The organism is Streptomyces sp. NPDC057271, from assembly GCF_042668715.1.
Lineage (GTDB): Bacteria > Actinomycetota > Actinomycetes > Streptomycetales > Streptomycetaceae > Streptomyces.
Genome location: NZ_JBHUYJ010000114.1, coordinates 1 through 25,490, shown reverse-complemented (window position 1 = coordinate 25,490; position 25,490 = coordinate 1). Strand labels below are relative to the sequence as shown.

Annotated in this window: 23 protein-coding genes and 1 pseudogene; 12 read left to right on the top strand and 12 right to left on the bottom strand. The window is 70.7% G+C overall.

The window, feature by feature from the left end; genetic code table 11:
* Positions 1 to 63: 63 nt before the first annotated feature.
* Entirely contained in the window at positions 64 to 1,260 is a 1,197-nt protein-coding gene (locus tag ACFUJR_RS33475) for an acyltransferase (RefSeq protein ID WP_383169090.1), read from the bottom strand.
* On the bottom strand, positions 1,257 to 2,237 hold the full coding sequence (locus tag ACFUJR_RS33470) for an alpha/beta hydrolase (RefSeq protein WP_383169093.1): 981 nt from the start codon (positions 2,235 to 2,237) through the stop codon (positions 1,257 to 1,259). The genes ACFUJR_RS33475 and ACFUJR_RS33470 overlap by 4 nt, the downstream gene beginning before the upstream one ends.
* 280 nt (positions 2,238 to 2,517) lie before the next feature.
* Between ACFUJR_RS33470 and ACFUJR_RS33465 the strand changes: the two genes are divergently transcribed.
* Entirely contained in the window at positions 2,518 to 3,081 is a 564-nt protein-coding gene (locus tag ACFUJR_RS33465) for a DUF4291 domain-containing protein (RefSeq protein ID WP_383169120.1), read from the top strand.
* A 35-nt stretch (positions 3,082 to 3,116) separates the two neighbouring features.
* Here the strand turns inward: ACFUJR_RS33465 and ACFUJR_RS33460 are convergent, their stop codons facing one another.
* From ACFUJR_RS33460 to ACFUJR_RS33440, 5 genes are all read right to left on the bottom strand, one after another.
* Positions 3,117 to 3,806 (bottom strand): response regulator, encoded by a 690-nt coding sequence (locus ACFUJR_RS33460; RefSeq protein WP_383169096.1) that lies wholly within the window; start codon positions 3,804 to 3,806, stop codon positions 3,117 to 3,119.
* On the bottom strand, positions 3,803 to 5,098 hold the full coding sequence (locus ACFUJR_RS33455) for a sensor histidine kinase (RefSeq protein WP_383169099.1): 1,296 nt from the start codon (positions 5,096 to 5,098) through the stop codon (positions 3,803 to 3,805). Before ACFUJR_RS33455 ends, ACFUJR_RS33460 begins: the two co-directional genes overlap by 4 nt.
* 112 nt (positions 5,099 to 5,210) lie before the next feature.
* Positions 5,211 to 6,224, bottom strand: a complete 1,014-nt coding sequence (locus ACFUJR_RS33450; RefSeq protein ID WP_383169103.1) for a DUF4429 domain-containing protein — start codon at positions 6,222 to 6,224, stop codon at positions 5,211 to 5,213.
* Between the two features lie 74 nt (positions 6,225 to 6,298).
* Entirely contained in the window at positions 6,299 to 7,510 is a 1,212-nt protein-coding gene (locus ACFUJR_RS33445; RefSeq protein ID WP_383169106.1) for an alpha/beta hydrolase, read from the bottom strand.
* Between the two features lie 342 nt (positions 7,511 to 7,852).
* Positions 7,853 to 8,482, bottom strand: a complete 630-nt coding sequence (locus ACFUJR_RS33440; RefSeq protein WP_383169109.1) for a TetR family transcriptional regulator — start codon at positions 8,480 to 8,482, stop codon at positions 7,853 to 7,855.
* A gap of 126 nt (positions 8,483 to 8,608) precedes the next feature.
* Between ACFUJR_RS33440 and ACFUJR_RS33435 the strand changes: the two genes are divergently transcribed.
* Positions 8,609 to 10,231, top strand: a complete 1,623-nt coding sequence (locus tag ACFUJR_RS33435) for an MFS transporter (RefSeq protein ID WP_383169111.1) — start codon at positions 8,609 to 8,611, stop codon at positions 10,229 to 10,231.
* A gap of 156 nt (positions 10,232 to 10,387) precedes the next feature.
* On the opposite strand, the gene ACFUJR_RS33430 is transcribed toward ACFUJR_RS33435, so the two are convergent.
* Positions 10,388 to 10,531: a hypothetical protein gene (locus ACFUJR_RS33430; RefSeq protein WP_383179890.1), complete on the bottom strand. Its 144-nt coding sequence runs from the start codon at positions 10,529 to 10,531 to the stop codon at positions 10,388 to 10,390.
* A gap of 58 nt (positions 10,532 to 10,589) precedes the next feature.
* Between ACFUJR_RS33430 and ACFUJR_RS33425 the strand changes: the two genes are divergently transcribed.
* Positions 10,590 to 10,988 (top strand): peptidase inhibitor family I36 protein, encoded by a 399-nt coding sequence (locus tag ACFUJR_RS33425; protein WP_383179909.1) that lies wholly within the window; start codon positions 10,590 to 10,592, stop codon positions 10,986 to 10,988.
* Here the strand turns inward: ACFUJR_RS33425 and ACFUJR_RS33420 are convergent.
* Both ACFUJR_RS33420 and aceE read right to left on the bottom strand, forming a co-directional pair.
* Positions 10,969 to 11,745 (bottom strand): potassium channel family protein, encoded by a 777-nt coding sequence (locus ACFUJR_RS33420; RefSeq protein ID WP_383179893.1) that lies wholly within the window; start codon positions 11,743 to 11,745, stop codon positions 10,969 to 10,971. The genes ACFUJR_RS33425 and ACFUJR_RS33420 overlap by 20 nt on opposite strands.
* A gap of 66 nt (positions 11,746 to 11,811) precedes the next feature.
* Positions 11,812 to 14,544: a pyruvate dehydrogenase (acetyl-transferring), homodimeric type gene (aceE, locus tag ACFUJR_RS33415; protein ID WP_383179896.1), complete on the bottom strand. Its 2,733-nt coding sequence runs from the start codon at positions 14,542 to 14,544 to the stop codon at positions 11,812 to 11,814.
* A gap of 410 nt (positions 14,545 to 14,954) precedes the next feature.
* On the opposite strand from aceE, the gene ACFUJR_RS33410 reads away from it, so the two are divergent.
* The 6 genes from ACFUJR_RS33410 to ACFUJR_RS33385 all read left to right on the top strand — a co-directional run bounded on the left by ACFUJR_RS33410 (position 14,955) and on the right by ACFUJR_RS33385 (position 19,346).
* Entirely contained in the window at positions 14,955 to 15,377 is a 423-nt protein-coding gene (locus ACFUJR_RS33410) for a DUF3052 domain-containing protein (RefSeq protein WP_361434854.1), read from the top strand.
* A 129-nt stretch (positions 15,378 to 15,506) separates the two neighbouring features.
* Complete coding sequence (locus ACFUJR_RS33405) at positions 15,507 to 15,965, top strand: peroxiredoxin (protein WP_383179900.1); 459 nt, start codon at positions 15,507 to 15,509, stop codon at positions 15,963 to 15,965.
* Positions 15,966 to 16,078: 113 nt separating this feature from the next.
* On the top strand, positions 16,079 to 16,654 hold the full coding sequence (locus tag ACFUJR_RS33400; RefSeq protein ID WP_015033386.1) for a TerD family protein: 576 nt from the start codon (positions 16,079 to 16,081) through the stop codon (positions 16,652 to 16,654).
* Between the two features lie 107 nt (positions 16,655 to 16,761).
* Entirely contained in the window at positions 16,762 to 17,337 is a 576-nt protein-coding gene (locus ACFUJR_RS33395; RefSeq protein ID WP_383179904.1) for a TerD family protein, read from the top strand.
* A gap of 30 nt (positions 17,338 to 17,367) precedes the next feature.
* Positions 17,368 to 18,513, top strand: coding sequence for a DUF475 domain-containing protein (locus tag ACFUJR_RS33390; RefSeq protein WP_383179907.1), 1,146 nt, complete (start codon positions 17,368 to 17,370; stop codon positions 18,511 to 18,513).
* 95 nt (positions 18,514 to 18,608) lie between these two features.
* A complete protein-coding gene (locus ACFUJR_RS33385) occupies positions 18,609 to 19,346 on the top strand; it encodes a Tellurium resistance (RefSeq protein ID WP_383180329.1) in 738 nt (245 codons plus the stop codon).
* 9 nt (positions 19,347 to 19,355) lie between these two features.
* Here ACFUJR_RS33385 and ACFUJR_RS33380 read toward each other — a convergent pair whose 3' ends face one another.
* Complete coding sequence (locus tag ACFUJR_RS33380) at positions 19,356 to 20,249, bottom strand: TerD family protein (RefSeq protein WP_383180332.1); 894 nt, start codon at positions 20,247 to 20,249, stop codon at positions 19,356 to 19,358.
* Between the two features lie 201 nt (positions 20,250 to 20,450).
* Between ACFUJR_RS33380 and ACFUJR_RS33375 the strand changes: the two genes are divergently transcribed.
* From ACFUJR_RS33375 to ACFUJR_RS33365, 3 genes are read left to right on the top strand one after another with little or no spacing between them, the layout of a single operon-like run.
* Positions 20,451 to 21,635, top strand: coding sequence for an HpcH/HpaI aldolase/citrate lyase family protein (locus tag ACFUJR_RS33375; protein ID WP_383180335.1), 1,185 nt, complete (start codon positions 20,451 to 20,453; stop codon positions 21,633 to 21,635).
* Between the two features lie 9 nt (positions 21,636 to 21,644).
* Positions 21,645 to 24,449: a phosphoribosyltransferase domain-containing protein gene (locus ACFUJR_RS33370; RefSeq protein ID WP_383180338.1), complete on the top strand. Its 2,805-nt coding sequence runs from the start codon at positions 21,645 to 21,647 to the stop codon at positions 24,447 to 24,449.
* A 20-nt stretch (positions 24,450 to 24,469) separates the two neighbouring features.
* The gene (locus ACFUJR_RS33365; RefSeq protein WP_383180341.1) at positions 24,470 to 25,333 is read left to right on the top strand and encodes an HAD family hydrolase; all 864 of its coding nucleotides are present in this window, start codon (positions 24,470 to 24,472) and stop codon (positions 25,331 to 25,333) included.
* A 75-nt stretch (positions 25,334 to 25,408) separates the two neighbouring features.
* On the opposite strand, the pseudogene ACFUJR_RS33360 reads toward ACFUJR_RS33365, so the two are convergent.
* Positions 25,409 to 25,490: pseudogene (locus tag ACFUJR_RS33360) on the bottom strand (transposase); the annotation flags it as partial.

Below are 25,490 nucleotides of genomic sequence, written 5' to 3'. Positions count from 1 at the left end.
CACGCCGGGCCTCGGGCTCACGCCGGGCCTCGGGCTCACGCCGGGTCTCCGGCCGGCCCTCGCTCACGCCAGGCCGAGGGCGAAGGCGGCGAAGCCGGTCGCGAGGAGGCCTGCCGCTGTGCGGCGGGCGGGGCCGGTGCGGGTCCAGGGGGCTTCGAAGCGGCGGGCGAACCGCCCGATCAGGACCAGCAGCCCGGCGAAGAGCGGCATCCAGGCGAGCCGGGCGAGGATCCAGCCGACCGAGTCCGGCGCGCCGACCAGGCCCGGGACCTCACCCCCGTACGACACCGGGATCGCGGCGGCGAGCATCGCCGTCTGGTGCCAGCACAGGATCGTCATCGCGGACAGGTTGACGACCACGACCGGCGCCCACAGCGCGGGCCGCCGCAGCAGCTTCCCGAACCGCTCGCGGAGCAGGATCGCCGCGCCGCTCTGCGCGGCCGCGAGGGCGAGGACGAGCAGCGACGGCGGGTGGGAGTTGGTGCGGACCTCTCCGGGCACGCCGACCATCGAGGCCGGGTAGCCGAAGGAGAGGAGCAGCGCGGCGAACAGCGCCGCGCCGCCGAGCAGCAGGCCCCAGGCGTGCCGCCGGGTGACCCGGCCCTCGCCCCAGGAGACACCGAGCTGGTAGGCGAAGAGCCAGCCGGGAAGGATGTTCAGGACGCCGACCCAGGACGGCATCGCGTCGGCGTACGGGCCGTAGCGCAGGAAGTCGACGACGGCGACCGACCCGAGCAGCGGCGCCGCCGCCCACACGCCCGCCCGTCGGGCGGCGCGCACACACAGCGGGGTGAGGGCGGTGACGACGGTGTACACCCCGACGAACCACAGCGGTTGGATCACCAGCGTGGACGCCGTCCGCAGCGTGCCGACCGGCACTCCGAGTCCGTGATGGAGCAGCGGCAGCAGGACCGCCCAGACGGCGGTGACGCCGAGGACGGGCCGGCCGAGTCGGGCGAGGCGGCCCTTGAGCCAGCCGGCGGTGGAACCCGTGTGGCGACGGTAGGACAGGACGGAGGCGTAGCCGCCGACGAGGAAGAAGATCCCCAGCATCTGCAGGACCCAGCTGACGGGGGCGAGTCCGCCGAAGGTGCCGAGCGGGCTGGCGTTGTGGATCGCGCCGTCGGAGGAGAGCGTGAACCCGCCGAGCAGCCAGTGGCCGGTCGGCACGGCGAGGAGGGCGAGGGCGCGCAGGCCGTCGATCGCGCGGTCGCGACGGGCGGGGGTACGGGCCTCGATGCGTTCGACGAGCGCGTTCATCGGACATCCCCCTGGGCGATGGCGGCGAAGGTACGGAGGGACTGCGTGCCGGGCGCGAAGTAGCCGTCGTGGCCACGGGCGTCCTCGGCGGGGACGCGGCGCGCGCCGAACGCGGCGTCGGTGGGGTCCTCGCCGTGCCCGAGGCCCGCGAACGAGACGTTCGGGACCTTGTCGATCCAGTCCGAGGGGTCCTTGGCGGCCCAGACGCGGGCGGAGGTGCCCAGCTCGCCGACGTTCTCGGCGCGCATGCCGGGGGAGCCGAAGACGACGAGGTCCTTGGCCTTGAGGCCGTGGGCGGCGAGGCCGCAGACGACGGAGCCGTAGCTGTGGCAGAAGAGAGAGGGGGCGGGCGCTCCGACGGCGGCCAGGCCGTCGGTCAGCCGGGTCAGCCGCTCGGCCCCGGCCTCGGCGAGGTCGCCGGTCGCGGCGTCCACGCCGACGCCGACGGGGGTGGTGTAGCCGGCCCAGGCGATGACGGTGGTACGGCTGTCGGTGGCGCGGCGCAGGGCCTCGGCCATGTCGGTGAGGGGCCGGAGGTTACCGGCGTCGATGTCGGAGCCGGGAACGACGACGGCGACATGCTCGGCGGTGGAGAGGTCGCCGGAGACGAGGGCGATCTGGCCGCGTCCGCGCGGGTCGACGGCGAGGACCTGCCGACCGGCGTACGAGGCGCCGAGGGTAAGGGCGTTGGCCTCGTACCGCAGCTCGGGCGGAACGCCGTCGAGGTTGCCGACGACGGAGGGATGGGCGCGGAGCAGCTCCTGCTGCCGGGCCGGGCTCATGTCGCGGAAGAACGCGGCGATTTCGGAGGGGCCGGTCCGCCCGGGGTCGGGCAGCCCGTCGGCGATCCAGGCCTCCGCCCCGACGGGCGGTCCGGTCACGGCCCGCTGCGCGCTCCCGGACGCCCACCCGGCGGTCCCGGCGACGACGGTGACGGCGAGCGCGGAGGCGACCAGGGTCCTGGTGTAACGGCGCATGCGGCGCCCTCCCTCTCTTCATGTCTCGTTGCGATGGCGAGAGGAAGGTAGGAAGCGGACGCCTGACACGACGTCACACCGGAGAGCCAAGTCGGGCCTGATACCGGGGTAGGGGTAGGAGGAGGCGACAACCCCCGCAGGGGGGTGGGGTTCTCCCCCTTCCGCCGCCGGATGCGTCTCCAGACGATCCAGGTCTAGCCGAAACTCCGGTCCGGAACGAGTCCTCATGCTGTGGGAAACCGTTGGCGACACCGGCACGGCGGATGACAGGGTGCAGTGCATGACGCCGCAGTATCAGATCCGCGCCGACCACGATGCCCGTACCATCGTGGTTTACCAGGCGTACTCGTCGGCGATCGCTGACGCCGCACTGCGGGCGGGGCGCTTCGTCACGCCGTTCTCGTTCCAGCGGATGACGTGGATCAAGCCCTCGTTTCTGTGGCTGATGCACCGCAGCAACTGGGCCCGCAAGCCGGGGCAGGAGCGCGTCCTCGCGGTGCGGATGACACGTGAAGGCTGGGAGCAGGCTCTGTCCCAGGCCGTGCGGACGACCGCGGATCCGAATGCAGTGGCTCAAGCCGCCGTGCACCTTCAGTGGGACCCCGAGCGCTCGGTGCGTGGAGCGGCTCTGAACCACTACAGCATCCAGGTCGGCATCGGCCGCCACCTGATCCGCACGTTCGCCGAAGACTGGGTGGTCAGCCTCACCGACCTCACCCCGCAGGTCCACAAGGCCGCGACCCTTGTCCGAAACGGACGCGCCGCCCAGGCTCGGCGACTTCTGCCGGCAGAGCACGTCTACCCGATGAGCCGGAGCATGGAAGAGTACCTTTCGCCGATGTAGGTCACGGCCGAGCAGGCAGCTCTATCCCTGGAGTACTAGCCGGCGGCGTCGCCCGGGGTGACCAGACCCGACTCGTACGCGAAGATGACCGCCTGCGCCCTGTCCCGCAGGTCCAGCTTCGCCAGGACCCGGCCGATGTGCGTCTTCACCGTCTGCTCCGCGAGCACCAGACGGTCCGCGATCTCCTGGTTCGACAGGCCCCGTGCGATCAGCTCCAGGACCTCCGTCTCACGCGGTGTCAGGCCGTTCAGCCGCAGCGCCGCCCGGTCCGCCCGCGGCGCCCGCCGGGACGCCGCGAAGTCGGCGATCAGCCGCCGCGTCACCGAGGGCGCCAGCAGCGCCTCGCCCGCCGCCACCACCCGTACCGCCGCGATGAGATCCGCCGGCGGCGCGTCCTTCAGCAGGAAGCCCGACGCGCCCGCCCGCAGAGCCTCGTACACGTAGTCGTCCACGTCGAACGTGGTCAGCATCAGCACCTTCGGACGGTGCACCACCCCCACGGGCGGATCCAGGATCTCCCGGGCAGCCGCCAGCCCGTCCATCTCCGGCATCCGTACGTCCATCAGCACCACGTCCGGGTGCGTCGCACGCGCGACGTCCACCCCCTGCCGCCCGTCCGGCGCCTCGCCCACCACGTCGATGTCGGCCTGCGCCGACAACAGCGCGGCGAACCCCGCCCGCACCATGGCCTGGTCGTCGACGATGATCACGCGGATGGGGGTCACGGAAGTCCGTCCTTCGTGCGCAGCGGGAGCCTGGCCGCGACCCGGAAGCCGCCGTCCGGCAGCGGCCCGGTGTCCAGCGTGCCGCCGGTCAACCGTACGCGTTCCCGCATGCCGACCAGTCCGTGACCCGTCCCGTCCCCGCCCTCCAGCGGCGAAGTGGGCCTGGGCGGAGCCCCGTTGACGACCACCACGACGAGCGCGCCGTCCTCGGACCGTACCGACACGCGGGTCTTTGCGCCCGGCGCGTGCCGGACCACGTTCGCGAGCGCCTCCTGCACGATCCGGTACGCCGACAGATCCACCGCCTGCGGTACGTCGCCGCGGTCCTGGAGGTCTGCCGCCATGGACAGTTCCGCCGGCACCCCCGCCCGCACCGTCGCCTCGATCAGCTGCTGCACCCGGTCCAGGCCCGGCTGAGGGGCCCGTTCGCCCTCCGTACCGTCGCTGCGCAGCACCACGAGCAGCCGCCGCATCTCGGTGAGCGACTCCCGCGCGCTCGCCGCGATCGAGGTGAACTCCTCGCGCGCCGCGTCCGGCAGATCCGGGATCCGGTACGGCGCCGAGTCCGCCTGCACGGTGATCACGGACATGTGGTGGGCGACGACGTCGTGCAGTTCGCGCGCGATCCGGGCCCGCTCCTCCAGGAGCGTCGTACGCGCCCGCTCCTCCTGCGTGCGCCGCTCGGCGTCCCCGCGCTCCCGCAGCGTCGCCGTGATGAGCAGGACGACCCCGCTCAGGACGAAGAGCAGGATGTGGACGCCGTAGTCGTGCTTCGGCCGGACCGCCGTCAGCACGAACCCGGCCGCCCCGGTCACCAGCCACACACCGAGCAGGGCCTTGCGGGACTCGCGGAGCCCGAGGGCGAGCATCAGGGCGAGGTAGCCGACGACGACCATCGGCGTCCACGGCCAGGACCGTGCGTCCAGACCGTCCGCGCCGAGCAGCACGACCGCCCCGAGGACGTCGGCGACGCCGATGATCCACCAGGCCTGGAGGGGACGGGTGACGGCGAGCAGCAACGGCGCGGTCTGCGCGGTGGCGAGAGCACCCGCGACGGCGCCGTTCACGTCGTAGTCCTGCATGAGGACGGTGATGGTGACGGGGAGCAGCGAACAGACGAAGCCGAACGCGACGGCGTACGGGAGCATCCTCAGCCACCGGTTGCGCACATCGGCGAAGAGGGGTGCGCCCGGCTCGGTCGGGGTCGCGAGGGCGACCCCGAAGGACCGCAGCGCCGCGCGCGCGGGCGCGAGCCGCGAGGCGAGGGAGGGGGAGGGGGGTGTCTTCTTCATGGCCCGCCCAGGTTAGGCAGGCGCCCCCGCGCCGGACGTCATACCGAGGGTCCGGTCCCGGGGTGATACCCGGGTATCACCCGAGGCCGTACGTCCGTCGGCCACCGTCGCCTCACAGCTCCGCCAGCAGCTCCGCCTTCTTCACCGTGAACTCCTCGTCGGTCACCAGCCCCGCCCGGTGCAGCTCCCCCAGGTGCCGGATCCGTTCCGCGACGCCCGCCGGGTCGCGGGACTCCGACGGTGGCAGCGCGTCCGCGGGCACGGTCGCCGCCGAGCGTCCCGCGCCTCGGATCGCCGCCAGGACCGCCGCGGCGAACGGCAGGGACTCGTGGACCGGGCCGTAGCCGAGACCGAAGACCACGGCCGCCGGGTCGTGGTCCGCCTGCGCCGACCGGGGCTCCCCGGACCGGGGCAGCAGCCGCAGGTACCCGTCGAAGACGTCCGGCGAGCGCCACTCGACCCCGCTGAGCTCCCGTACCGAGAACGTCTGGTCGCCGGCCTTCCACTTCTCGGAGGACGCGCCCGTCCAGAACCAGCGGAACGTGACCTTCGACGCGCCGTCGAAGCTCGCCTTCCCGTCGTACGCCTTGAAGGACTGCGGCCCCTGGGGCGCCGCCACCAGAAAGCCGTCGGTCGGCTCGTCCGAGGCGGCCGGCAGGCCCTGCGAGCCACCCGGCGTGCCGTCCGGCACGGCGGTGGACGCGCCGTGCGTCGAGCCGTCCGTCAACTCGTCCAGCGAGCCGCTCGGCGAGAAGTGGGTCCCGCCGCCCGCCGGACCCGCCCGACCGGGCAGCACGAGCCGTTCCCGCAGCTCGTCGCGGTAGTACTCGGCCAGCGTCTCCCGTTCCGCCGGCAGCACCAGCCGGTACGGGTCGTACCCCTCCTTCAGCTGTCCCCCGGCCGCCTCCATCAGCGGATCGGCGCCCCGTCTCGGCACCGCGTGCAGCACGACCGTGCCCCGCTTGCCCGGGACGAGCGTCACCGACGCCAACGCCTCGTGCGGGATACGTCGTTCGCCCAGCGCCTGGAAGAGTTTCGGTGTGCGGATCCCCCGTTCGAAGCGGATGACGAGGGCGTCGCTCTCGAACTCCCAGGTGGCATGAATTCCGGCCAGCACATCACCCATGTGCCTCATCGTAGGCGGCGTCCGCCCGTGCGTCGCCCCTGCGCCAGGGGTCGAAACGCCTTGCTCTACGCGCGTCAGACCCCTTCCGCACCGGAAATTCCCCTGCGGCAAGCGCTGTTGGCGCTCGCACACATCAGGTTCCCGTACGAACCGACGCCTATGGCCGCGAAGTTGTCCAGGCTTCCGGTGCCCGGCTCGAAATAGCCGGTGTGGCCCTTCGCGCCCTCCGCCGAGAGCAGCCGCGCACCGAACTCAGGCTCCACCGGGTCCGCCCCGTGCCCGACCCCGCCCACCGCGAGATGCGGCACGTCCGCGATCCAGTCGTCCGCGTCGCGCATCGCCCAGATCCGGGCCCGGGTCGACAGTTCGGCAGCGCTCTGCACCCGCATGCCGGGGCTCCCGGCCACGACGACGTCCGTCACCCGGGAGGGCAGGCCGTGCGCGGCGACCCCGCAGAGCACGGAGCCGTAACTGTGGCAGAACAGGCTGACGCGCGAGTCGCCGGGCAGAGCGCTCGTCATGCCGACGAGCCGTACCGCACCCGCCGAGGCGAGGCGCCCCGTCGCGGCGTCGATGCCGACCCCGACGGGCGCGGTGTAGTCGGCCCAGGCGATGACCGCGGTACGGCTCCGGGGCGCTGCCCGCCGCTCGGCGGCATACAGCGACTGCGCCATCCCGACGGGTGCCGAGTACTTGCGGTTGGTCTTCTGGAAGGTGAGCAGATTGGTGTCGACGCCCGGCACGATCACCGAGACCCGGTCGGCCCGGTCCAGATCGCCGAGCACTTCGGCCATGCGGCCGCCGCCGGTCGGGTCGAAGGCGAGGATCTGCCGGCCCGCCCGCATCAGCGAGGAGAAACGGTGCGCCCGGCGCACGGCCTCACGCCGGCCGTCGGCGGTGAGCTTGGCGTGTTCGATCCTGTGCCGCTCGGATACGAGGGCGCGGTCGAGGGAGATCCGGTTGGCGCGGTAGCGGAGCGTGACCGGAGCGCCGTCGAGGTTGCCGACGACGAGCGGGTGCGCGTCCGCGAGGAAGGCGCCCTGTGCCGGTCCGACCGAGGCGAAGAACGCGGCGATCGTACGGGCGGGGGCGGACGGGTCGGGCAGCGCCCGGTGGCCGATCCTGCCGTGCGCCCAGGACGCCAGCGCGGCCTCGCGGGACTCCCCCGGCCCGCGCTGATGGCTGATCGTCGTCCAGCCGGTGGTCGCGAGGAGCACGAACACGACGGCCAGCGCGAGCAGCAGGCGCCAGAGGGAGAGCGTGGGGGAGGAGTCGAAGGAAGTCACTGCGCCACACCCTAGGAGACGGGCGAGGGGGGCCGGGGCGGCAGGTGACGTGGATCACGAGGAGCGGTGGCCTCCGGTCACGGTCCGTGCGCGCGGGCGTACGCCACGGGTTCAGGCCCCCTCGGCCACCCCGTATGCCCGGCCCGTGCGACCGCCTGTACCAGCCACCCCGTATGCCCGGCCCGTGTGACCGCCTGTACCGCCAACCCGTACCGCTACCCCGTATGCCCGGCCCGTGCGACCGCCCGTACCGTCAACCCGTACGACCGGCCCCTACGGCGGTCACCCGTACGAGACCTTCCGTTCGGAACGCCCCTCACACGCCTGCATGCCTATACGCCGTCAGCTCCGCCAGTCCCGGGCCAGCGCGGGCGCCAGGTGGTCGAGGTGGTCCTCCGTCAGGGCGCGGATGCCCTCCAGGCTCAGGTCGGTGCCCCGGCCCCAGAGCTGGCCCGTCACGCGCATCACACCGCTGAACGCCGCGACCACGATGCGCGGGCGGGGGTCCTCGTCCACGTCGACGCCCTCGCGCTCGGCGACGACCCGGGCGATGGTGTCCTCCATCTCGGTCGTGCGCCGCAGATGCGCGGCGAGCAGCGCCGGCGTCGACTCGATCATCTGAAAGGTCTTCAGGTACATGTCGACGGGCACGACCTCCATGATCGCCTCGCCGATGGTGTCCCAGGAGGCGAGCACGGCGTTGCGCATCGCGTCGAGCGGGCCCTCCTCCGAGGGGCGCTCCACCAGTGCCTGGACGAAGCGCTCCTCGACCATCTGCTGCACGGCGAAGGCCACCTCCTCCTTGGAGGCGAAGTAGCGGAAGAACGTGCGCTGGGAGACCTCGACCGCGTCGGCGATCTCGTCCACGGTGGTCTGCTCGTACCCCCGCGTCGTGAACAGCTCCAGGGCCACCCGGAGGAGCGCGTTCCGTGTGCGCTGCTTCTTTCGTTCCCGTAGACCGGAAACCGTCACCGTATGGCCCTCTTTCCGCCACTCTCCGACGCTTCGTGCTGCTCAGCGTACCTGTGAGACAAGTGACAGTTACCGGCGTGTGAATTGCTTTGTCAATTGTCAGTCACTGACATTAGCCTCCCTCGCATGACTAGTCAGACCACCGTGGAAAAGGCCCCGCAGGGCCAGGGGGGCGACCGGGACCCCGTTCCGGCTCCGTCGAAAGGCCTGCGAGGCCACCCCTGGCTGACCCTGTTCGCAGTCGCCGCCGGCGTGATGATGGTCGCGCTCGACGGCACGATCGTCGCGATAGCCAACCCCGCCATCCAGGCCGACCTCGGCGCCACCCTCGACCAGCTCCAGTGGATCACCAACGGCTACCTGCTCGCGCTGGCCATCGCGCTGATCACGGCCGGCAAGCTCGGTGACCGCTTCGGCCACCGCCAGACCTTCCTCATCGGCATCGCGGGCTTCGCCGCCGCCTCCGCAGCGATCGGCCTCTCGGACTCGATCGGGCTCGTGATCGCCTTCCGTGTCCTCCAGGGCCTCTTCGGCGCCCTGCTGATGCCGGCCGCGCTCGGTCTGCTGCGCGCCACCTTCCCCGCCGAGAAGCTGAACATGGCCATCGGCATCTGGGGCATGGTCATCGGTGCCTCCACGGCCGGCGGCCCGATCCTCGGCGGCTTCCTCGTCGAGCACGTCAGCTGGCAGTCCGTCTTCTTCATCAACGTGCCGGTCGGTGTCCTCGCCCTCGTGCTCGGCCTGGTGATCCTCAAGGACCACCGTGCCGAGAACGCCCCGCGCTCGTTCGACATCCTCGGCATCCTGCTGCTCTCCGGCGCCATGGGCTCCCTCGTCTGGGGCCTCATCAACGCCGGTGCCAAGTGGGGCTGGGCGAGCGGCAACACCGTCGGCTGCCTGGCCGCCGCGGTCCTGCTCTTCGTCCTCTTCGGCTTGTGGCAGACGAAGGTCAAGGAGCCGCTCATCCCGCTGGGCATGTTCCGCTCCGTCCCGCTCACGGCGGGCGTGGTGCTGATGGTCCTGATGGCCTTCGCCTTCATGGGCGGCCTGTTCTTCGTGACGTTCTACCTCCAGGGCGTCAAGGGCCTCAGCCCGATCGACAGCGGTCTGCACCTGCTGCCGCTTACGGCGATGATGATCGTCTCGTCGCCGCTGGCCGGCGCGCTGATCACCAAGTTCGGCCCGCGCATCCCGCTGGTGGGCGGCATGGTCTGCACCGCCGTCGCGATGTTCGGCATGATGTCCCTCTCCTCGGAGACCGGCACCTTCACGATGTCGCTCTGGTTCGCGCTGCTCGGCCTGGGCCTCGCCCCGGTCATGGTCGGTGCCACCGAGGTCATCGTCGGCAACGCCCCGCTGGAGCTCTCCGGTGTCGCGGGCGGTCTGCAGCAGGCCGCGATGCAGGTCGGCGGCGCGCTCGGTACGGCCGTGCTCGGTGCGGTCATGTCTTCCAAGGTCTCCAGCGCCTTCGGCGACAACTGGACGGCCGCCGGGATTCCGGGCGAGCCCGCCCCCGGGCTCGAGGAGGCCGCCGAGTTCGGCATGGTCCCGCCGCAGCTGGCCCAGGCGCCCGACATGACCCCGGACATGCTCGGCAGGATCGGGGGTGTCATCCACGACACGTTCCTGGACGGCATGGGCCTGGCCTTCACCGTCGCCGGTGTCGTCGCGGTCGTCGCGGCCCTGGTCGCCATGCTGACCAAGCGCGGCGAGAACGCGGAGGCGGGTGCGGGCGCCGCCCACATCTGACGTACCTCCCGGGGAGGCCCGAGCCCCGCCGGACCGCTTGCGCGGCCCGGCGGGGCTTTCTCCTGTTCGCCCTCCATCACCCGTCCGGGTGAATCGAGCCTTGGCCTCTTCCCAACGGGCAGTGACATCGGCCAGAGTTCTGATTACAGAGAGTGACTAACGGGGGTTGATCCACATGTACGCGATGAACGCGAAGCCCGCGGTGAACGCGGCGAACGCGAAGCGCACGGCGAACGCGAAGCGCACGGCGAACGCGAAGCGCACGATGAACGCGATGAACGCGATGAACGCGAAGCGCACGATGCACGCGGTGAACGCGGTGAACGCGATGCGCGCAAAGGACGCGCAGCCGAGGCGCCTGCGCCTGGCCGTCCTGGCGGCCGCAGCCGCTCTGATCACCGCCGCCCTGCCGGCGGCCTGGTCGGCCGCCGCCGTGCCGGCTGCCCTGCCCGCCGCCGCACCGCCGGGCACCAGGCTCGGCGCCTGTGGGCCAGGGCAGCTGTGTCTGTGGCCCAGGGCGGACTTCAAGGGCTCGGCATGGAAGCACGAGCTGGCCGGCACCGACATCGAGAGCTGCGTCGCGCTGCCGCCGGGCGCGAGCGCCCAGGCCCTGGCGAACAGGACCGGGCGGCCGGTCACGACGTACCAGTCCGCGGAGTGTGCGGAGACGGGGGAGTTCGAGACCTATCCGGGGCGCGGGACCTGGGTGCCCCAGAGTCCGTACGAGGTCAGAGCCTTCAAGCTCTGGGAGCGGTAACCGTGCCCTGCGGCGGCACCGGGTCGCCCGACGCGAGGGGGGCCGGGGCCGGGGGCGCGAGCCGGGACACCTCGGCGCGCAGTTCCTGGACCTCCCGGGTCAGGGCCTCGAGCAGCTCGGTCCGGCGGCGCTCCGCGGCGTCGTCCCGGTCGAAGCGGGAGATGAACCAGGCGGCGATGTTGGCGGTCACCACACCGAGCAGGGCGATGCCCGAGAGCATCAGGCCCACCGCGAGGACGCGGCCGAGTCCCGTGGTCGGGGAGTGATCGCCGTACCCCACGGTCGTCATCGTCGTGAACGACCACCAGACCGCGTCGCCGAGCGACTTGATGTTGCCGTTCGGGGCGTTCCGCTCCACATGGAGCACGGCGAGCGAGCCGAACATCATCAGTCCGACCACCGCGCCCGCCACATAGGTGGTGAGCGTGATCTGCGGGGCCATCCGGGCCCGCCGGCCCACGAGGAGGAGTGTCGAGAGGAGACGTAGCAGCCGTAGCGGCTGCACGAGCGGGAGCAGGACGGCGAGCAGATCCAGCGGATGGCCGCGCACGAACTGCCACTTCGCCGGGGACAGCGCGAGCCGGACGGCGTAGTCGACCGCGAAGACACCCCACACCACCCATTCCACGACCAGACACAGCTCATGGATCCAGCGGTCGGCATCCGGTGTCACGATCGGTATGGCGTAGGCGACGCCGAACGCCACTGCCAGGACCAGCAGTGGCGTCTGGGTGCGCTTCTCCCAGCGTTCCATCATGCCGGGAATCGTATGGGGGATGCGGAGGGGCGTCGTCCCCCGCACCCGCACCACACGTCTGCGCCGTTACGCGTCTCCACCGGCAGGGCCGGGGTCGGCGGCCGCGACGTCGAGCAGCTGGTAGCGGTCCACGGCCTGCTTCAGCGCCGACCGGTCGACCTTGCCCTCGCGGGCGAGCTCGGTGAGGACCGCGAGCACGATCGACTCGGCGTCGATGTTGAAGTAGCGGCGGGCGGCGCCCCGCGTGTCGGCGAAGCCGAAGCCGTCCGCGCCGAGCGAGGTGTAGGTGCCCGGCACCCAGCGGGAGATCTGGTCCGGAACCGCGCGCATCCAGTCGGAGACGGCTACGAACGGGCCCTGCGCGGATGACAGCTTGCGCGTCACGTACGGGACGCGCTGCTCCTCCTCGGGGTGGAGCAGGTTGTGCCGGTCGACCTCGACGGCCTCGCGGCGCAGCTCGTTCCAGGACGTCGCCGACCAGACGTCGGCCCGGACGTTCCACTCCTCGGCGAGGATCCGCTGCGCCTCCACCGCCCACGGCACGGCGACACCGGAGGCCATGATCTGCGCGGGGATCGCTCCGGCCTCGCCCGTCCTGTAGCGGTAGATGCCCTTGAGGATGCCCTCGGCGTCCACGTTCTCGGGCTCGGCCGGGTGCTGGATCGGCTCGTTGTAGACGGTCAGGTAGTAGAAGACGTCCTCGGCGTCGGGGCCGTACATCCTCTTCAGACCGTCCTGGACGATGTGCGCGATCTCGAAACCGAAGGCCGGGTCGTACGCGACACAGCCGGGGTTCGTCGAGGCGAGCAGGTGCGAGTGGCCGTCCGCGTGCTGGAGGCCCTCACCGGTCAGCGTCGTGCGGCCGGCGGTGGCGCCGAGCACGAAGCCGCGCGCCAGCTGGTCGGCCATCTGCCAGAACTGGTCGCCGGTCCGCTGGAAACCGAACATCGAGTAGAAGACGTAGACCGGGATGAGCGGTTCGCCGTGCGTGGCGTACGCCGAACCGGCCGCGATCAGCGAAGCGGTGCAGCCGGCCTCGGAGATGCCGTCGTGCAGCATCTGACCGGTCGGGGACTCCTTGTACGCGAGCAGGAGTTCGCGGTCCACGGCCTCGTACTGCTGGCCCAGCGGGTTGTAGATCTTGGCGCTCGGGAAGAACGAGTCCATGCCGAACGTGCGGTACTCGTCGGGGGCGATCAGCACGAACCGCTTGCCGATCTCCTTGTCCCGCATGAGGTCCTTGAGCAGCCGGACGAAGGCCATCGTGGTGGCGATCGACTGCTGGCCGGAGCCCTTCTTCACCGGGGCGTAGGTCTTGTCCTCGGGGAGGACCAGCGGCTTCGACCGCACGACACGCGTCGGGACGTACCCGCCGAGCGCCTTGCGGCGGTCGTGCATGTACTGGATCTCCTCGGAGTCCCGGCCCGGGTGGTAGTACGGCGGCAGGCCGCTCTCCAGCTGCCCGTCCGTGATCGGGATGTGCAGGCGGTCGCGGAAGCGCTTGAGGTCGTCGACCGTCAGCTTCTTCATCTGGTGGGTCGCGTTGCGGCCCTCGAAGTTCGGGCCGAGCGTCCAGCCCTTGACGGTCTGCGCGAGCACCACGGTCGGCTGGCCCTTGTGGGCCTTGGCCGCCGCGAAGGCCGCGAAGATCTTCTTGTGGTCGTGACCGCCACGGCCCAGGTGCAGGATCTGGTGGTCCGACATGCCCTCGACCATCGAGCGCAGCCGCTGGTCGTCGCCGAAGAAGTGGTCACGGATGTACGCGCCGGTCTCCGTGGCGTACGTCTGGAACTGGCCGTCGGGCGTGGTGTTCAGCTTGTTGACCAGGATGCCGTCGCGGTCCTGGGCGAGCAGCGGGTCCCAGGAACGGTCCCAGATGAGCTTGATCACGTTCCAGCCGGCGCCGCGGAACTGCGACTCCAGCTCCTGGATGATCTTGCCGTTGCCGCGCACCGGGCCGTCGAGGCGCTGGAGGTTGCAGTTGACGACGAAGGTCAGGTTGTCCAGGCCCTCACGGGCGGCGATGGAGAGCTGGCCGAGCGACTCCGGCTCGTCCATCTCGCCGTCGCCGAGGAACGCCCAGACGTGCGACTTGGAGGTGTCGGCGATGCCGCGCGCCTCCATGTAGCGGTTCATCCGGGCCTGGTAGATCGCGCCGAGCGGGCCGAGACCCATCGACACGGTCGGGAACTCCCAGAAGTCCGGCATCAGCCGCGGGTGCGGGTACGAGGACAGCCCGTTCGGGAACTTGGACTTCTCCTGGCGGAACGCGTCCAGCTGGGTCTCGGACAGCCGGTCGAGCAGAAAGGCGCGCGCGTAGATTCCGGGCGAGGCATGGCCCTGGAAGAAGATCTGGTCGCCGCCGTCGCCCTCGTCCTTGCCGCGGAAGAAGTGGTTGAAGCCGACGTCGTACAGCGAGGCGGAGGAGGCGAAGGTGGCGATGTGGCCGCCGACCCCGATGCCCGGGCGCTGCGCACGCGAGACCATCACGGCCGCGTTCCAGCGGGTCGCGTTGAGGACCTTGCGCTCGATCTCCTCGTTGCCGGGGAAGAACGGCTCGTCCCTGGTCGCGATCGTGTTCACGTAGTCCGTGCTGCGCATCTCGGGCACCGCGACACGCTTCTCGCGGGCGCGCTCGATCAGGCGGAGCATCAGGTAGCGGGCCCGCTCGCGCCCCCGCTCGTCGACCGCCGCGTCGAGGGAGTCGAGCCATTCCTGGGTCTCTTCGGGATCAAAATCCGGGACCTGGCTGGGAAGGCCGCCAATGATGATCGGGTTGCGATCGGATCCGGAAGCCACGCTGTTCCTTCGCTGTTCGGTGGAGCCCACGGAGGCCGGGACGCCGGCCGGGATGTCCATCGTGTACCCCGTCGGTGTCAAACGTCATCTCTACCGAGGGGTAACCCCCGCTGGGCGCCTGGTCGGGTCAAATCGCAACCTTACGCCCAACCCGCGCATGCGTTTCGTCAGTACGTTCGGCAGACTGAAGCCGCGGAACCCCGCAAAGCAGGACCAAGCGTGTGCCGATCGTCACGGAGTGGAGTGGAAGCGGCCCGGGAGATGCGGCGAGACGGCCGCAAACGTCACCGTTTCGGCGGTCTCGGCGGCCGGGTACTTGCGCGATCCGCCCAGCCCGTGTGGACTACGGCCAGCGCCGCGCGTACGCGCGTGGCCGAAGCACTTTCCGATACATGATCAGGAGGCAAGCCGTGAGCGCGACCGCGGACCACGCGGAGGAGCGGACCAACCCGGCAGCGAGGCTGGGGTTCGAGCCCGGACAGGTGGTCCAGGAGATCGGTTACGACGACGACGTCGATTTCGATCTCCGCGAAGGCATCGAGTCCATCATCGGGTCGGACCTTGTGGACGAGGACTACGACGACGTCGCCGACGCCGTCGTGCTCTGGTTCCGCGACGAGGACGGAGATCTGACGGACTCCCTGGTCGATGCCATTGGCCTGCTGGAGGACGGCGGGGTCGTTTGGCTGCTGACGCCCAAGACGGGCCGAGACGGCTACGTCGAGCCGAGCGACATCAGTGACGCCGCGCAGACCGCCGGCCTCTCCCAGACCAAGAGCATCAGCGTGGCCAAGGACTGGGCGGGCAGCCGCCTGGTCGCTCCCAAGCGCTGATCCCCCAAGCAGCAGGAGCCCCCACCGGACCCGTCCGGTGGGGGCTCTGTGCGTGGTGGGGCGGCGGAGCTCGGTGGGGTTCTAAGCTGGGCCTTCACCTGTTCGGTCCAGTGAAGGGACGCGTACGCCATGGCGATCGAGGTCGGCACGAAGGCGCCGGAGTTCGAGCTCAAGGACAACCACGGCCGCACCGTGAGGCTCTCCGACTACCAGGGCGAGAAGAACGTGGTCCTGCTCTTCTACCCCTTCGCCTTCACCGGCGTCTGCACCGGCGAACTGCGCGAGCTGCGCGACAACCTGCCGACGTTCGTCAACGACGACACCCAGCTCCTCGCCGTCTCCACCGACTCGATCCACACCCTGCGCGTCTTCGCCGACCAGGAGGGTCTGGAGTACCCGCTCCTCTCCGACTTCTGGAAGCACGGCGAGGCCTCCCGGGCCTACGGGGTCTTCGACGAGGACAAGGGCTGCGCGGTGCGCGGCACGTTCATCATCGACAAGGAGGGCGTCGTCCGCTGGACCGTCGTCAACGCCCTTCCGGACGCCCGGGACCTCGACGACTACCTCAAGGCGCTCGACACTCTCTGAACATCGGGGTGAATCGCCTGTCCAGGCCGGGAACCCCTCACTAGGATCCAGACGTTGATCCGATGCCAACGCACGACGGGGGCGCTGCCCCTGGAAACCACATGGAGGGACTCGTGGGAGTCAGCCTCAGCAAGGGCGGCAACGTCTCGCTGACCAAGGAGGCCCCTGGCCTGACCGCCGTCACCGTCGGTCTGGGCTGGGACGTCCGTACCACCACCGGGACGGACTTCGACCTCGACGCCAGCGCCATTCTGGTCAGCGCGGAGGGCAAGGTCCGCAACGACCAGGACTTCGTGTTCTTCAACAACCTGAAGAGCGCCGACGGCTCGGTCGAGCACACCGGTGACAACCTCACCGGTGAGGGCGAGGGCGACGACGAGCAGGTCAAGGTCAGCCTGGCCACGGTGCCCGCCGATGTCGCCAAGATCGTCTTCCCGGTGTCGATCTACGACGCCGAGAACCGCCAGCAGTCCTTCGGCCAGGTGCGCAACGCGTTCATCCGCGTCGTGAACCAGGCCGGCGGTGCCGAGATCGCCCGGTACGACCTCTCCGAGGACGCCTCGACCGAGACGGCCATGGTCTTCGGTGAGCTGTACCGCAACGGCGACGAGTGGAAGTTCCGCGCCGTCGGCCAGGGCTACGCCTCGGGCCTGCGCGGTATCGCTCAGGACTTCGGCGTCAACGTCTGACCGACCGACCGACAGACAGACAGTCCCGTCCGGCGTCGCACGTTCCGTGCGGCGCCGGACGTGCCTCATCAGTACGACCATCGCAGTATCACCGGGGAGGAACACACATGGGCGTCACGCTCGCCAAGGGAGGCAACGTCTCCCTCTCCAAGGCCGCACCCAACCTCACCCAGGTGCTGGTCGGCCTCGGATGGGACGCGCGCTCCACCACCGGAGCGCCCTTCGACCTCGACGCCAGCGCCCTGCTGTGCCAGTCGGGACGGGTGCTCGGTGACGAGTACTTCGTCTTCTACAACAACCTCACGAGCCCCGAAGGCTCCGTCGAGCACACGGGCGACAACCTCACCGGCGAGGGTGACGGTGACGACGAGTCCCTGATCGTGGACCTGATCAACGTCCCGGCCCACTGCGACAAGATCGTCTTCCCGGTCTCGATCCACGAGGCCGACAATCGCGGCCAGACCTTCGGCCAGGTCAGCAATGCCTTCATTCGCGTCGTGAACCAGGCCGACGGCCAGGAACTGGCCCGTTACGACCTCTCCGAGGACGCCTCCACGGAGACCGCGATGATCTTCGGCGAGCTGTACCGGTACGGGGGTGAATGGAAGTTCCGGGCCGTGGGGCAGGGGTACGCGTCCGGACTCCGGGGCATCGCTCTAGACTTCGGGGTCAACGTTTCGTAAAGCAGCGTAATTATCACGATGGGGTAGACAGTGGTACTGAAAACCTTCGGCTGGTCGTTCGCCGTCACGGCGCTCGGACTGGTCGCAGCGGTGCTCTACGGGGGGTGGGAAGCGTTCGGGATCGTCGCGATCCTGTGCATCCTCGAGATCTCGTTGTCCTTCGACAATGCGGTGGTCAACGCCGGAATCCTGAAGAAGATGAATGCCTTCTGGCAGAAGATCTTCCTCACTATCGGAATCCTGATCGCCGTCTTCGGCATGCGCTTGGTCTTCCCCGTCGTGATCGTCGCGATCAGCGCCAAGATCGGCCCCATCGAGGCGGTCGATCTCGCTCTCAACGACGCCGAGCGCTACGAGCAGCTCGTGACCGACGCGCACCCGTCGATCGCGGCGTTCGGCGGGATGTTCCTTTTGATGATCTTCCTCGACTTCATCTTCGAGGAGCGTGACATCAAGTGGCTCGGCTGGCTGGAGCGCCCGCTGGCCAAGCTCGGCAAGATCGACATGCTGTCGGTCTGCATCGCCCTGATCGTCCTGGCGATCAGCGCCATGACCTTCGCGACCCAGGCGCACCAGCACGGCGGCACGCACGTCGACAAGGCGGCGACCGTCCTGCTCTCGGGCGTCTTCGGTCTCATCACGTACCTCGTCGTCGGCGGTCTCTCGGGCTACTTCGAGAACAAGCTGGAGGAGGAAGAGGAGCGCGAGCACGAGGCCGAGGAGGAGGCCAGGCGCAGCGGCAAGAAGGTCGGCGTCGTACAGCTGGCCGGCAAGGCCGCCTTCTTCATGTTCCTCTACCTCGAGGTCCTCGACGCGTCGTTCTCGTTCGACGGTGTCATCGGCGCCTTCGCCATCACCAACGACATCGTCCTCATGGCACTCGGCCTCGGCGTCGGCGCGATGTACGTCCGTTCGCTGACGGTCTACCTGGTCCGCCAGGGCACCCTCGACGACTACGTCTATCTGGAGCACGGCGCCCACTACGCCATCGGCGCGCTGGCCGCGATCCTCATGATCTCCATCCGCTACCAGATCCCCGAGGTCGTCACCGGCCTCATCGGTGTCGCCCTGATCGGCTGGTCCTTCTGGTCCTCCATCCGGCGCAACAGGGCGCTGGCGGCGGCCGAGGGGAAAGCCGACTCCTCCGGCAAGACCGAGGTGTCGTCCGGGGTGTGACACGCCGGGCAATGAGGAACGCTTCACTGCGGGGCGGCCGGTGCACCCGGCCGCCCCGCGGCGTCTGACCGGGTTTCGAGTGGGGGGTGGGGCACATGGGCTTCTTCGACGGCCTGTTTCCGGGGAGGGCCGCGCAGTTCGATTCGGGCAGCGCCTCCAGCAACACCATCGACCTCACCAAACGGCGCCCGACGGTCTCCCTGACCAGACAGGGCGCCGCCACCGGCAATCTGCGCGTCAACCTCTCCTGGCGGATGCGCACCTCCGACATCGAGGGCCGCTCGCGCCAGAGCGGCCAACTGCTCCGCCACCCCTCGAAGCTCTTCAAGCCCGAGGTGGTCCAGGCGCACACCCAGAGCATGGTCAACGTCGACCTGGACCTCGGATGCATGTACGAGCTCGCGGACGGCAGCAAGGGCGTGGTGCAGCCGCTCGGCGACTTCTTCGGAGCCCTGAACGCGGCGCCGTACGTGAACCTGAGCGGCGACGACCGCTTCGGCGGCTCGTCCGGCGAGACGATCTTCGTCAACCTCGACCACCGGGACGAGATCGAGCGCCTGCTCTTCTTCGTCTACATCTACGACCAGACCCCGGCCTTCGACCGGACGCACGCCAAGGTCACGCTCTACCCCAGCAACGGTCCGCGGATCGAGATCGATCTGGACGAGCGTGCCCCGCAGGCCCGCTCCTGCGCGGTCTTCACCGTCGAGAAGGTCAAGGACGAGCTGATCGTCCGCCGTCAGGTGAAGTTCGTGTACGGCTTCCAGGCGGAGCTGGACCGGCTGTACGGATGGGGCCTGCAGTGGGGGCGCGGCTACAAGACCAAGGCGTAGGAGATGCGCTTACGGGCGGACGAACTGCGGGCCCATCGGCGGCATCCGGAAGTTCGGGTCCGGGGCGGGCGCGGCGGCCGCCGCGGGCTGGGGGTAGCCGTACGCCGGCCGGTCGGACGCGACCGGCTGCGGGTAGCCGTAGGCCGGTACGGGTGCCGGGGGACTGGTCGGCTGGGGCGGTACGGCCACGGGCGGATGGACGACGGTCGCGTCGGCGTCCGTGACGGGCGCGGCGGGCGGAGTGGTGCGAGTGGCCGGATCCAGTCCCTCGGGAGCGCCGGATCCGGGAGCGCCGGATCCGCCCGCGCCGTCGGCGGCCACGGAGCCGTCGGCCCCCTCGGAACCCTCGGCCCCGTCGTCGACGGAGATCCCGAAGTCGGTGGCGAGCCCGACGAGCCCGGTCGGGTAGCCCTGCCCCACCGCCCGGAACTTCCAGCCGTCCCCACGCCGGTACAGCTCGCCGCAGATGATGGCCGTCTCCTCGCCCGTCTCCGCCTTCACATCGAAGAGGGCCAGCGGCTCCCGGTCTGGCGCACTCGCGTCGTACAGCAGAATCCGCAGGTCAGAGACCGATCGGAAGGTGTCGCCGTCCGAGGAGGCAGCGATCACGACCTGGTCGACCGTCGGGTCGAGCCCGCCGAGATCCGCCTCGACAGTGTCGGTCAGCCCCTCCGTCACCCGCTTCTTGGGCAGGCGGCGTACCAGGCCGGAGGGGTGGCGCGGCTGGTTGTAGAAGACGAAGTCCTCATCGGAGCGCACGCGCCCGTCGGCGCCCAGCAGCAGCGCCGAGGCGTCGACGTCGGGGACCCCGGGGCCCGGGGTCCAGCGGAGCACGGCCCGTACGGCCGCGGTGTCGAGAGGGACGTTGGAGCCCTTCAGCATCGCGTGCGTCATGACCGTCATCCTGCCTTCCCTGCTGTCCGCCGGACAACGCGGGGGCCCTACCGATCCGCGCGTCGTGCCAGCTCGCGAAGTGCGCGGCATGCGCCGGATGCGGACGAGTTACCTGGATTTCATACTCGAAGGGAACTACGGACACCCGCACCTACGTACTATTACCGGCCACATGTCGTCACGGCCACAGAGGCAGTCGGGGGAGTCACATTGCGTCATTTCGGGCACATCCCGTCCGCCAGGCGGGCCGGGCTGTTCCACCAGGAGCCGGCCGAGTTCACGGTGGACTCACCTGCGAGCACGCTCGCCGTGGCTCTGGGCGCCACCCTCTACAGCCCGGCCACCCGGCCGCGACTCGCCGACGACGTGCGCAAACAGGCCGCACGCGGCGTCGTCTCCATGGTGCTCTGCCTGGAGGACTCCATCGCCGACGCCGATGTGGAGGCCGCCGAGACGAACCTGGTGAAGCAGTTCGCCGACCTGGCGCGCGGCCTCACGACGGACGATCGCGCCGCCCAGGACGTGCCCCTGCTCTTCATCCGGGTCCGCGAGCCCCACCAGATCACCGATCTGGTCGCCCGCCTCGGCGACGACGTCCGCCTGCTGTCCGGATTCGTGCTGCCGAAGTTCACCGAGACCCGCGGACACGCTTTCCTGGAGGCCCTCACCGCCGCCGAGGAGGCCTGCGGACGGCGACTCTTCGCCATGCCCGTCCTGGAGTCCCCCGAGCTGCTGCACCTGGAGACCCGTGCCGAGACCCTCGCCGGGATCGCCACGACCGTCGACAAGTACCGCCGTCGGGTCCTCGCCCTGCGCCTCGGCGTCACCGACTTCTGCTCCGCCTACGGGCTGCGCCGCTCGCCCGACATGACGGCCTACGACGTCAAGATCGTCGCCCATGTCATCGCCGACGTCGTCAACGTCCTCGGCCGCTCCGACGGCACCGGCTTCACGATCACCGGACCGGTCTGGGAGTACTTCCGGCTCGGCGAGCGCATGTTCAAGCCCCAGCTGCGGCGCAGCCCCTTCCTGGAGGGCCGCGCCGAGGACCTGCGTACCGCCCTCATCGAGCACGACCTCGACGGGCTGCTGCGCGAGATCGAGCTCGACCGGGCCAACGGCCTGCTCGGCAAGACCTGCATCCACCCCACACACGTGGTACCCGTCCACGCGCTCTCCGTGGTCAGTCACGAGGAGTTCAGCGACGCGCAGGACATCGTTCGGCCCGAACGCGGCGGGGGCGGCGTGATGCGTTCCGCGTACACGAACAAGATGAACGAGGTGAAGCCGCATCGCGCGTGGGCCGAGCGGACCCTCCTGCGCGCCGAGGTCTTCGGCGTCGCCAAGGAGGACGTCGGCTTCGTGGATCTGCTCACCGCCGGACTGGCCGGCTGACGGAAGGTGATGGACGACGTGGTGTGGTCGGGAACGTGGGTCGCGGAGCGACTGGGCGTCGAACTGATCGGCGGCGAGGAACTCCCGGGCCTGCTGGGCCTCGCACTGCGCCGCAACCCGAAGCGCGCGCATCTGCTGGTCTCCAACGTGCTCGGCAAGCACGTGCCGCAGCGGCCGAGCGTCGTCTACGACTCCGGGTTCTCGCTCGGCCTGCGGGTCCGTGAGCTGCTCGGGCCGGACGAGGCCGCGCGCAGCGTCGTCCTGGGCTACGCGGAGACCGCCACCGGTCTCGGCCACTCGGTGGCCGACGGGCTGGGCTTCGCGCCCTATCTGCACTCCACCCGCCGGCCCGTCGACGGGGTGACGAGCGCGGGCGGCTTCGAGGAGTCCCACTCGCACGCCACCTCGCACCTCCTGCTCCCCGAGGACCCGAAGCTGCTCGCGGGTGGCGGTACTCCCCCTGGCTCCACCGGGGGGACACCCGCCCGGGCCGAAGGCTCCGGGGGAGGACCGCTCGTCCTCGTCGACGACGAGTTCTCCACCGGCAACACCGTCCTCAACACCATCCGCGACCTGCACGAGCGCTTCCCGCGTGAGCGGTACGTGGTCGTGGCCCTGGTCGACATGCGCTCGGCCGAGGACCTCGGCCGGCTGGAGACCTTCGCCCGCGAGATCGGCGCCCGCGTCGACCTGGTGACCGGCGCGGCCGGCACCGTACGGCTGCCGGAGGGAGTCCTGGAGAAGGGCCAGGCGCTGGTCGCCGCGCACGAGACCGCTCAGGACGCGCCGGGCGCACCGAACGCGCACGGTGCACCGGATGATGCACCTGGCGTGGCCGTACCGGCGCCCAGAGGGCCTCTGACGGCCCCTGTAACGGCCCCTGTACGGGTCGATCTCGGCTGGCCGCCCTCGATACCGGACGGCGGCCGCCACGGCTTCGGCGCGCCCCACGCGGCCGCGCTGAACGACGCCCTCCCGGCCATGACCGAGCGCCTCGGCGCCGCTCTCGGCGGGGCGCGGCGGATCCTCGTCCTCGGCTTCGAGGAGCTGATGTACGCGCCGCTGCGGCTCGCCGTCGCCCTGGAGCGCACCGGCCGGGACGTCTCGTACTCCACGACCACCCGCTCGCCCGTCCTCGCCGTCGACGACCCCGGATACGCCATACGGACCCGGCTCGTCTTCCCCGCCCACGACGAGCCCGCCGACGGGCCCGGTGAGCGGTACGCGTACAACGTCGCCGGTGCCGGCTTCGACGCCGTCGTGGCCGTCGTCGACTCCGTCGCCGACACGCCGGAGCTGCACGCCCCGGACGGCCTGCTGGCCCAGCTCGCGGCCCACATCCCGCACGTGGTGCTCGCGGTCGTCCCGTCGTACGTCCCGGCGCTCGGAGCGCGGCCCGCGACGGAGACCTCACCGGCCCGGTCACGAGCCGCAGAGGTCGCCGACGTCGCCCGGGCTTCCGAGGTCGCCGACGTGGCCCGGGTTTCCGAGGTCGCCGATGTGGCCCGGGCTTCCGAGGCCGCTGATGCCGTCCGGGCCCCGGAAGCCTCCCGAGCCGTACCCGCGCGCGAAGCCATCCGCGCCGTCCCCGCCTACGAGACCGGCGGGGCCGTCCCCGCCCCCGACGCCACCCAAGCTCCCGAAAGGAGCTCCATGCTGCCCGAGCCCCTCCGCGGCCCCGCCTTCTCCTCGTACGCCCCTGAGGAGGTCGGCTGGCTGCTCCAGGACCTCTCGGACGTCGAGCTGGAGGCGCCGACCGAGGAGCGCGAGGAGGCGATCCAGAGCGGCGGCGCCCACTACGCGGAGTCGCTGCCGGTCGAGTACCAGCCGAGCGCCCGATACCAGGAGCTCTTCCACGCCGCCCTGGAGACCTCGGCCGCCCGGATCGCCCGCGCCGTCGGCACCGTCACCGAGACCGTCCTCGCCGAGAGGACCGGCACGCCCGTACTCGTCTCCCTCGCCAGGGCCGGTACCCCGGTCGGCGTCCTGATGCGCCGCTGGGCCCAGGCCCGCCACGGCCTCGAACCGCCCCACTACGCCGTCTCCATCGTCCGTGGCCGCGGTATCGACGCCAACGCGCTGCGCTGGCTCGCCGCCCACCACGACCCGGCCGATGTCGTCTTCGTCGACGGCTGGACCGGAAAGGGCGCCATCACCCGCGAACTCGCCGAAGCGATCCAGGAGTTCGAGCGCGTCGAGAAGATCACCGGCTTCGATCCGGAGATCGCGGTCCTCGCCGACCCCGGCTCGTGCGTGCGCACGTACGGCACCCGTGAGGACTTCCTCATTCCCTCCGCCTGCCTCAACTCGACCGTCTCCGGCCTGATATCGCGTACGGTCCTGCGCGCCGACCTCGTCGGCGCGGACGACTTCCACGGCGGCAAGTTCTACCGCGAGCTGGCCGGCGCCGACGTCTCGAACGCCTTTCTCGACGCCGTCGCTGCCCGCTTCGACGAGGTGGCCGAGGACGTGGCCACGGGAGTGAAGGAACTGCTCGCCGCGGACCGCACCCCCACCTGGGAGGGCTGGGCGGCCGTCGAGCGGATCAGCGAGGAGTACGGCATCCACGACGTCAACCTGGTCAAGCCCGGTGTCGGCGAGACCACCCGGGTCCTGCTGCGCCGCGTCCCCTGGAAGATCCTCGCCCAGCGCGGCGCCGGAGCGGACCTCGCCCACGTGCGCCTCCTCGCCGAACAGCGCGGGGTCCCCGTCGAGGAGGTCGACGGACTCCCGTACACCTGTGTGGGGTTGATCCACCCTCAGTTCACGAGAGGCGCCACGGGCGCCGACGGAAAGGCGGTGGTCTCCCAGTGACCTCGGTGAGCAGCCCCGTGATGGTCGCCAGCGACCTCGACCGTACGCTGATCTACTCCTCCGCGGCCCTCGCGCTCGGCATGCCCGACGCGCAGGCGCCCCGGCTGCTCAGCGTGGAGGTGCACGAGTCCAAGCCGCTGTCCTACATGACCGAGGACGCGGCCGCGCTCCTCGAACGGCTGGGCTCCGAGGCCGTCTTCGTACCCAGCACGACCCGTACGCGCAAGCAGTACCAGCGCATCCAGCTCCCCGGCGTCGCACCGAAGTACGCGATCTGCGCGAACGGCGGGCACATCCTCGTCGACGGAGCAGCCGACCGCGACTGGCACGAGTCCGTGGTGCGCAGGCTCGCCGAGGAGTGCGCGCCGCTGGCCGAGATCCGCGCGTACTTCACCGCCACCACCGACCTTTCCTGGGTACGCAAGCACCGGGTCGCCGAGGACCTGTTCGCGTACCTCGTCGTGGAGCGGGAGCGGATGCCGGAGGAGTGGCTGAAGCGGTTCGGGGAGTGGGCGGAGGACCGCGGCTGGACGGTCTCGCTGCAGGGCCGCAAGGTGTACGCGGTGCCGAAGCCGCTCACGAAGAGCGCGGCGATGCGCGAGGTGGCCCGCCGCTGCGGCGCGGACCTCGTCCTGGCCGCGGGGGACTCGCTGCTCGACGCGGACCTCCTGACGGCCGCCGACCGTGCCTGGCGCCCCGGCCACGGCGAACTCGCGGACACCGCCTGGACCGCCCCGCACCTCGACGTCCTCGCGGAGCGGGGCGTGGCGGCCGGCGAGGAGATCCTCCGCCGCTTCCGGGCGGCCGTGGCCGACCACCGGGCGGCCGTCATCCCGTCGCAACCTCTCAACGGCGCCCCGGCCGCGCTTCCGGACCCGGCCTGAGCAGCGATACGGCCCGCAGGGGAGAGGTGCGGTTTTCCGCAGTGCGGTCGGCGGCGCGGCCGCGCTAGTGCCGCATCAGGCAACGTTCGCCCTGTCGACGACGGCGCGTAGGTGCCGGTCGTCGGCGTGGCGGTTTCGCCAGATGATGTAGCGGCGG

Excerpts from the sequence above, each read along its gene's own strand:
- ACFUJR_RS33475 (WP_383169090.1), bottom strand. The coding sequence starts at position 1,260 with ATGAACGCGCTCGTCGAACGCATCGAGGCCCGTACCCCCGCCCGTCGC.
- ACFUJR_RS33470 (WP_383169093.1), bottom strand. The coding sequence starts at position 2,237 with ATGCGCCGTTACACCAGGACCCTGGTCGCCTCCGCGCTCGCCGTCACC.
- ACFUJR_RS33465 (WP_383169120.1), top strand. The coding sequence starts at position 2,518 with ATGACGCCGCAGTATCAGATCCGCGCCGACCACGATGCCCGTACCATC.
- ACFUJR_RS33455 (WP_383169099.1), bottom strand. The coding sequence starts at position 5,098 with ATGAAGAAGACACCCCCCTCCCCCTCCCTCGCCTCGCGGCTCGCGCCC.
- ACFUJR_RS33450 (WP_383169103.1), bottom strand. The coding sequence starts at position 6,224 with ATGGGTGATGTGCTGGCCGGAATTCATGCCACCTGGGAGTTCGAGAGC.
- ACFUJR_RS33435 (WP_383169111.1), top strand. The coding sequence starts at position 8,609 with ATGACTAGTCAGACCACCGTGGAAAAGGCCCCGCAGGGCCAGGGGGGC.
- ACFUJR_RS33420 (WP_383179893.1), bottom strand. The coding sequence starts at position 11,745 with ATGATGGAACGCTGGGAGAAGCGCACCCAGACGCCACTGCTGGTCCTG.
- ACFUJR_RS33405 (WP_383179900.1), top strand. The coding sequence starts at position 15,507 with ATGGCGATCGAGGTCGGCACGAAGGCGCCGGAGTTCGAGCTCAAGGAC.
- ACFUJR_RS33395 (WP_383179904.1), top strand. The coding sequence starts at position 16,762 with ATGGGCGTCACGCTCGCCAAGGGAGGCAACGTCTCCCTCTCCAAGGCC.
- ACFUJR_RS33385 (WP_383180329.1), top strand. The coding sequence starts at position 18,609 with ATGGGCTTCTTCGACGGCCTGTTTCCGGGGAGGGCCGCGCAGTTCGAT.
- ACFUJR_RS33380 (WP_383180332.1), bottom strand. The coding sequence starts at position 20,249 with ATGACGGTCATGACGCACGCGATGCTGAAGGGCTCCAACGTCCCTCTC.
- ACFUJR_RS33370 (WP_383180338.1), top strand. The coding sequence starts at position 21,645 with ATGGACGACGTGGTGTGGTCGGGAACGTGGGTCGCGGAGCGACTGGGC.
- ACFUJR_RS33365 (WP_383180341.1), top strand. The coding sequence starts at position 24,470 with ATGGTCGCCAGCGACCTCGACCGTACGCTGATCTACTCCTCCGCGGCC.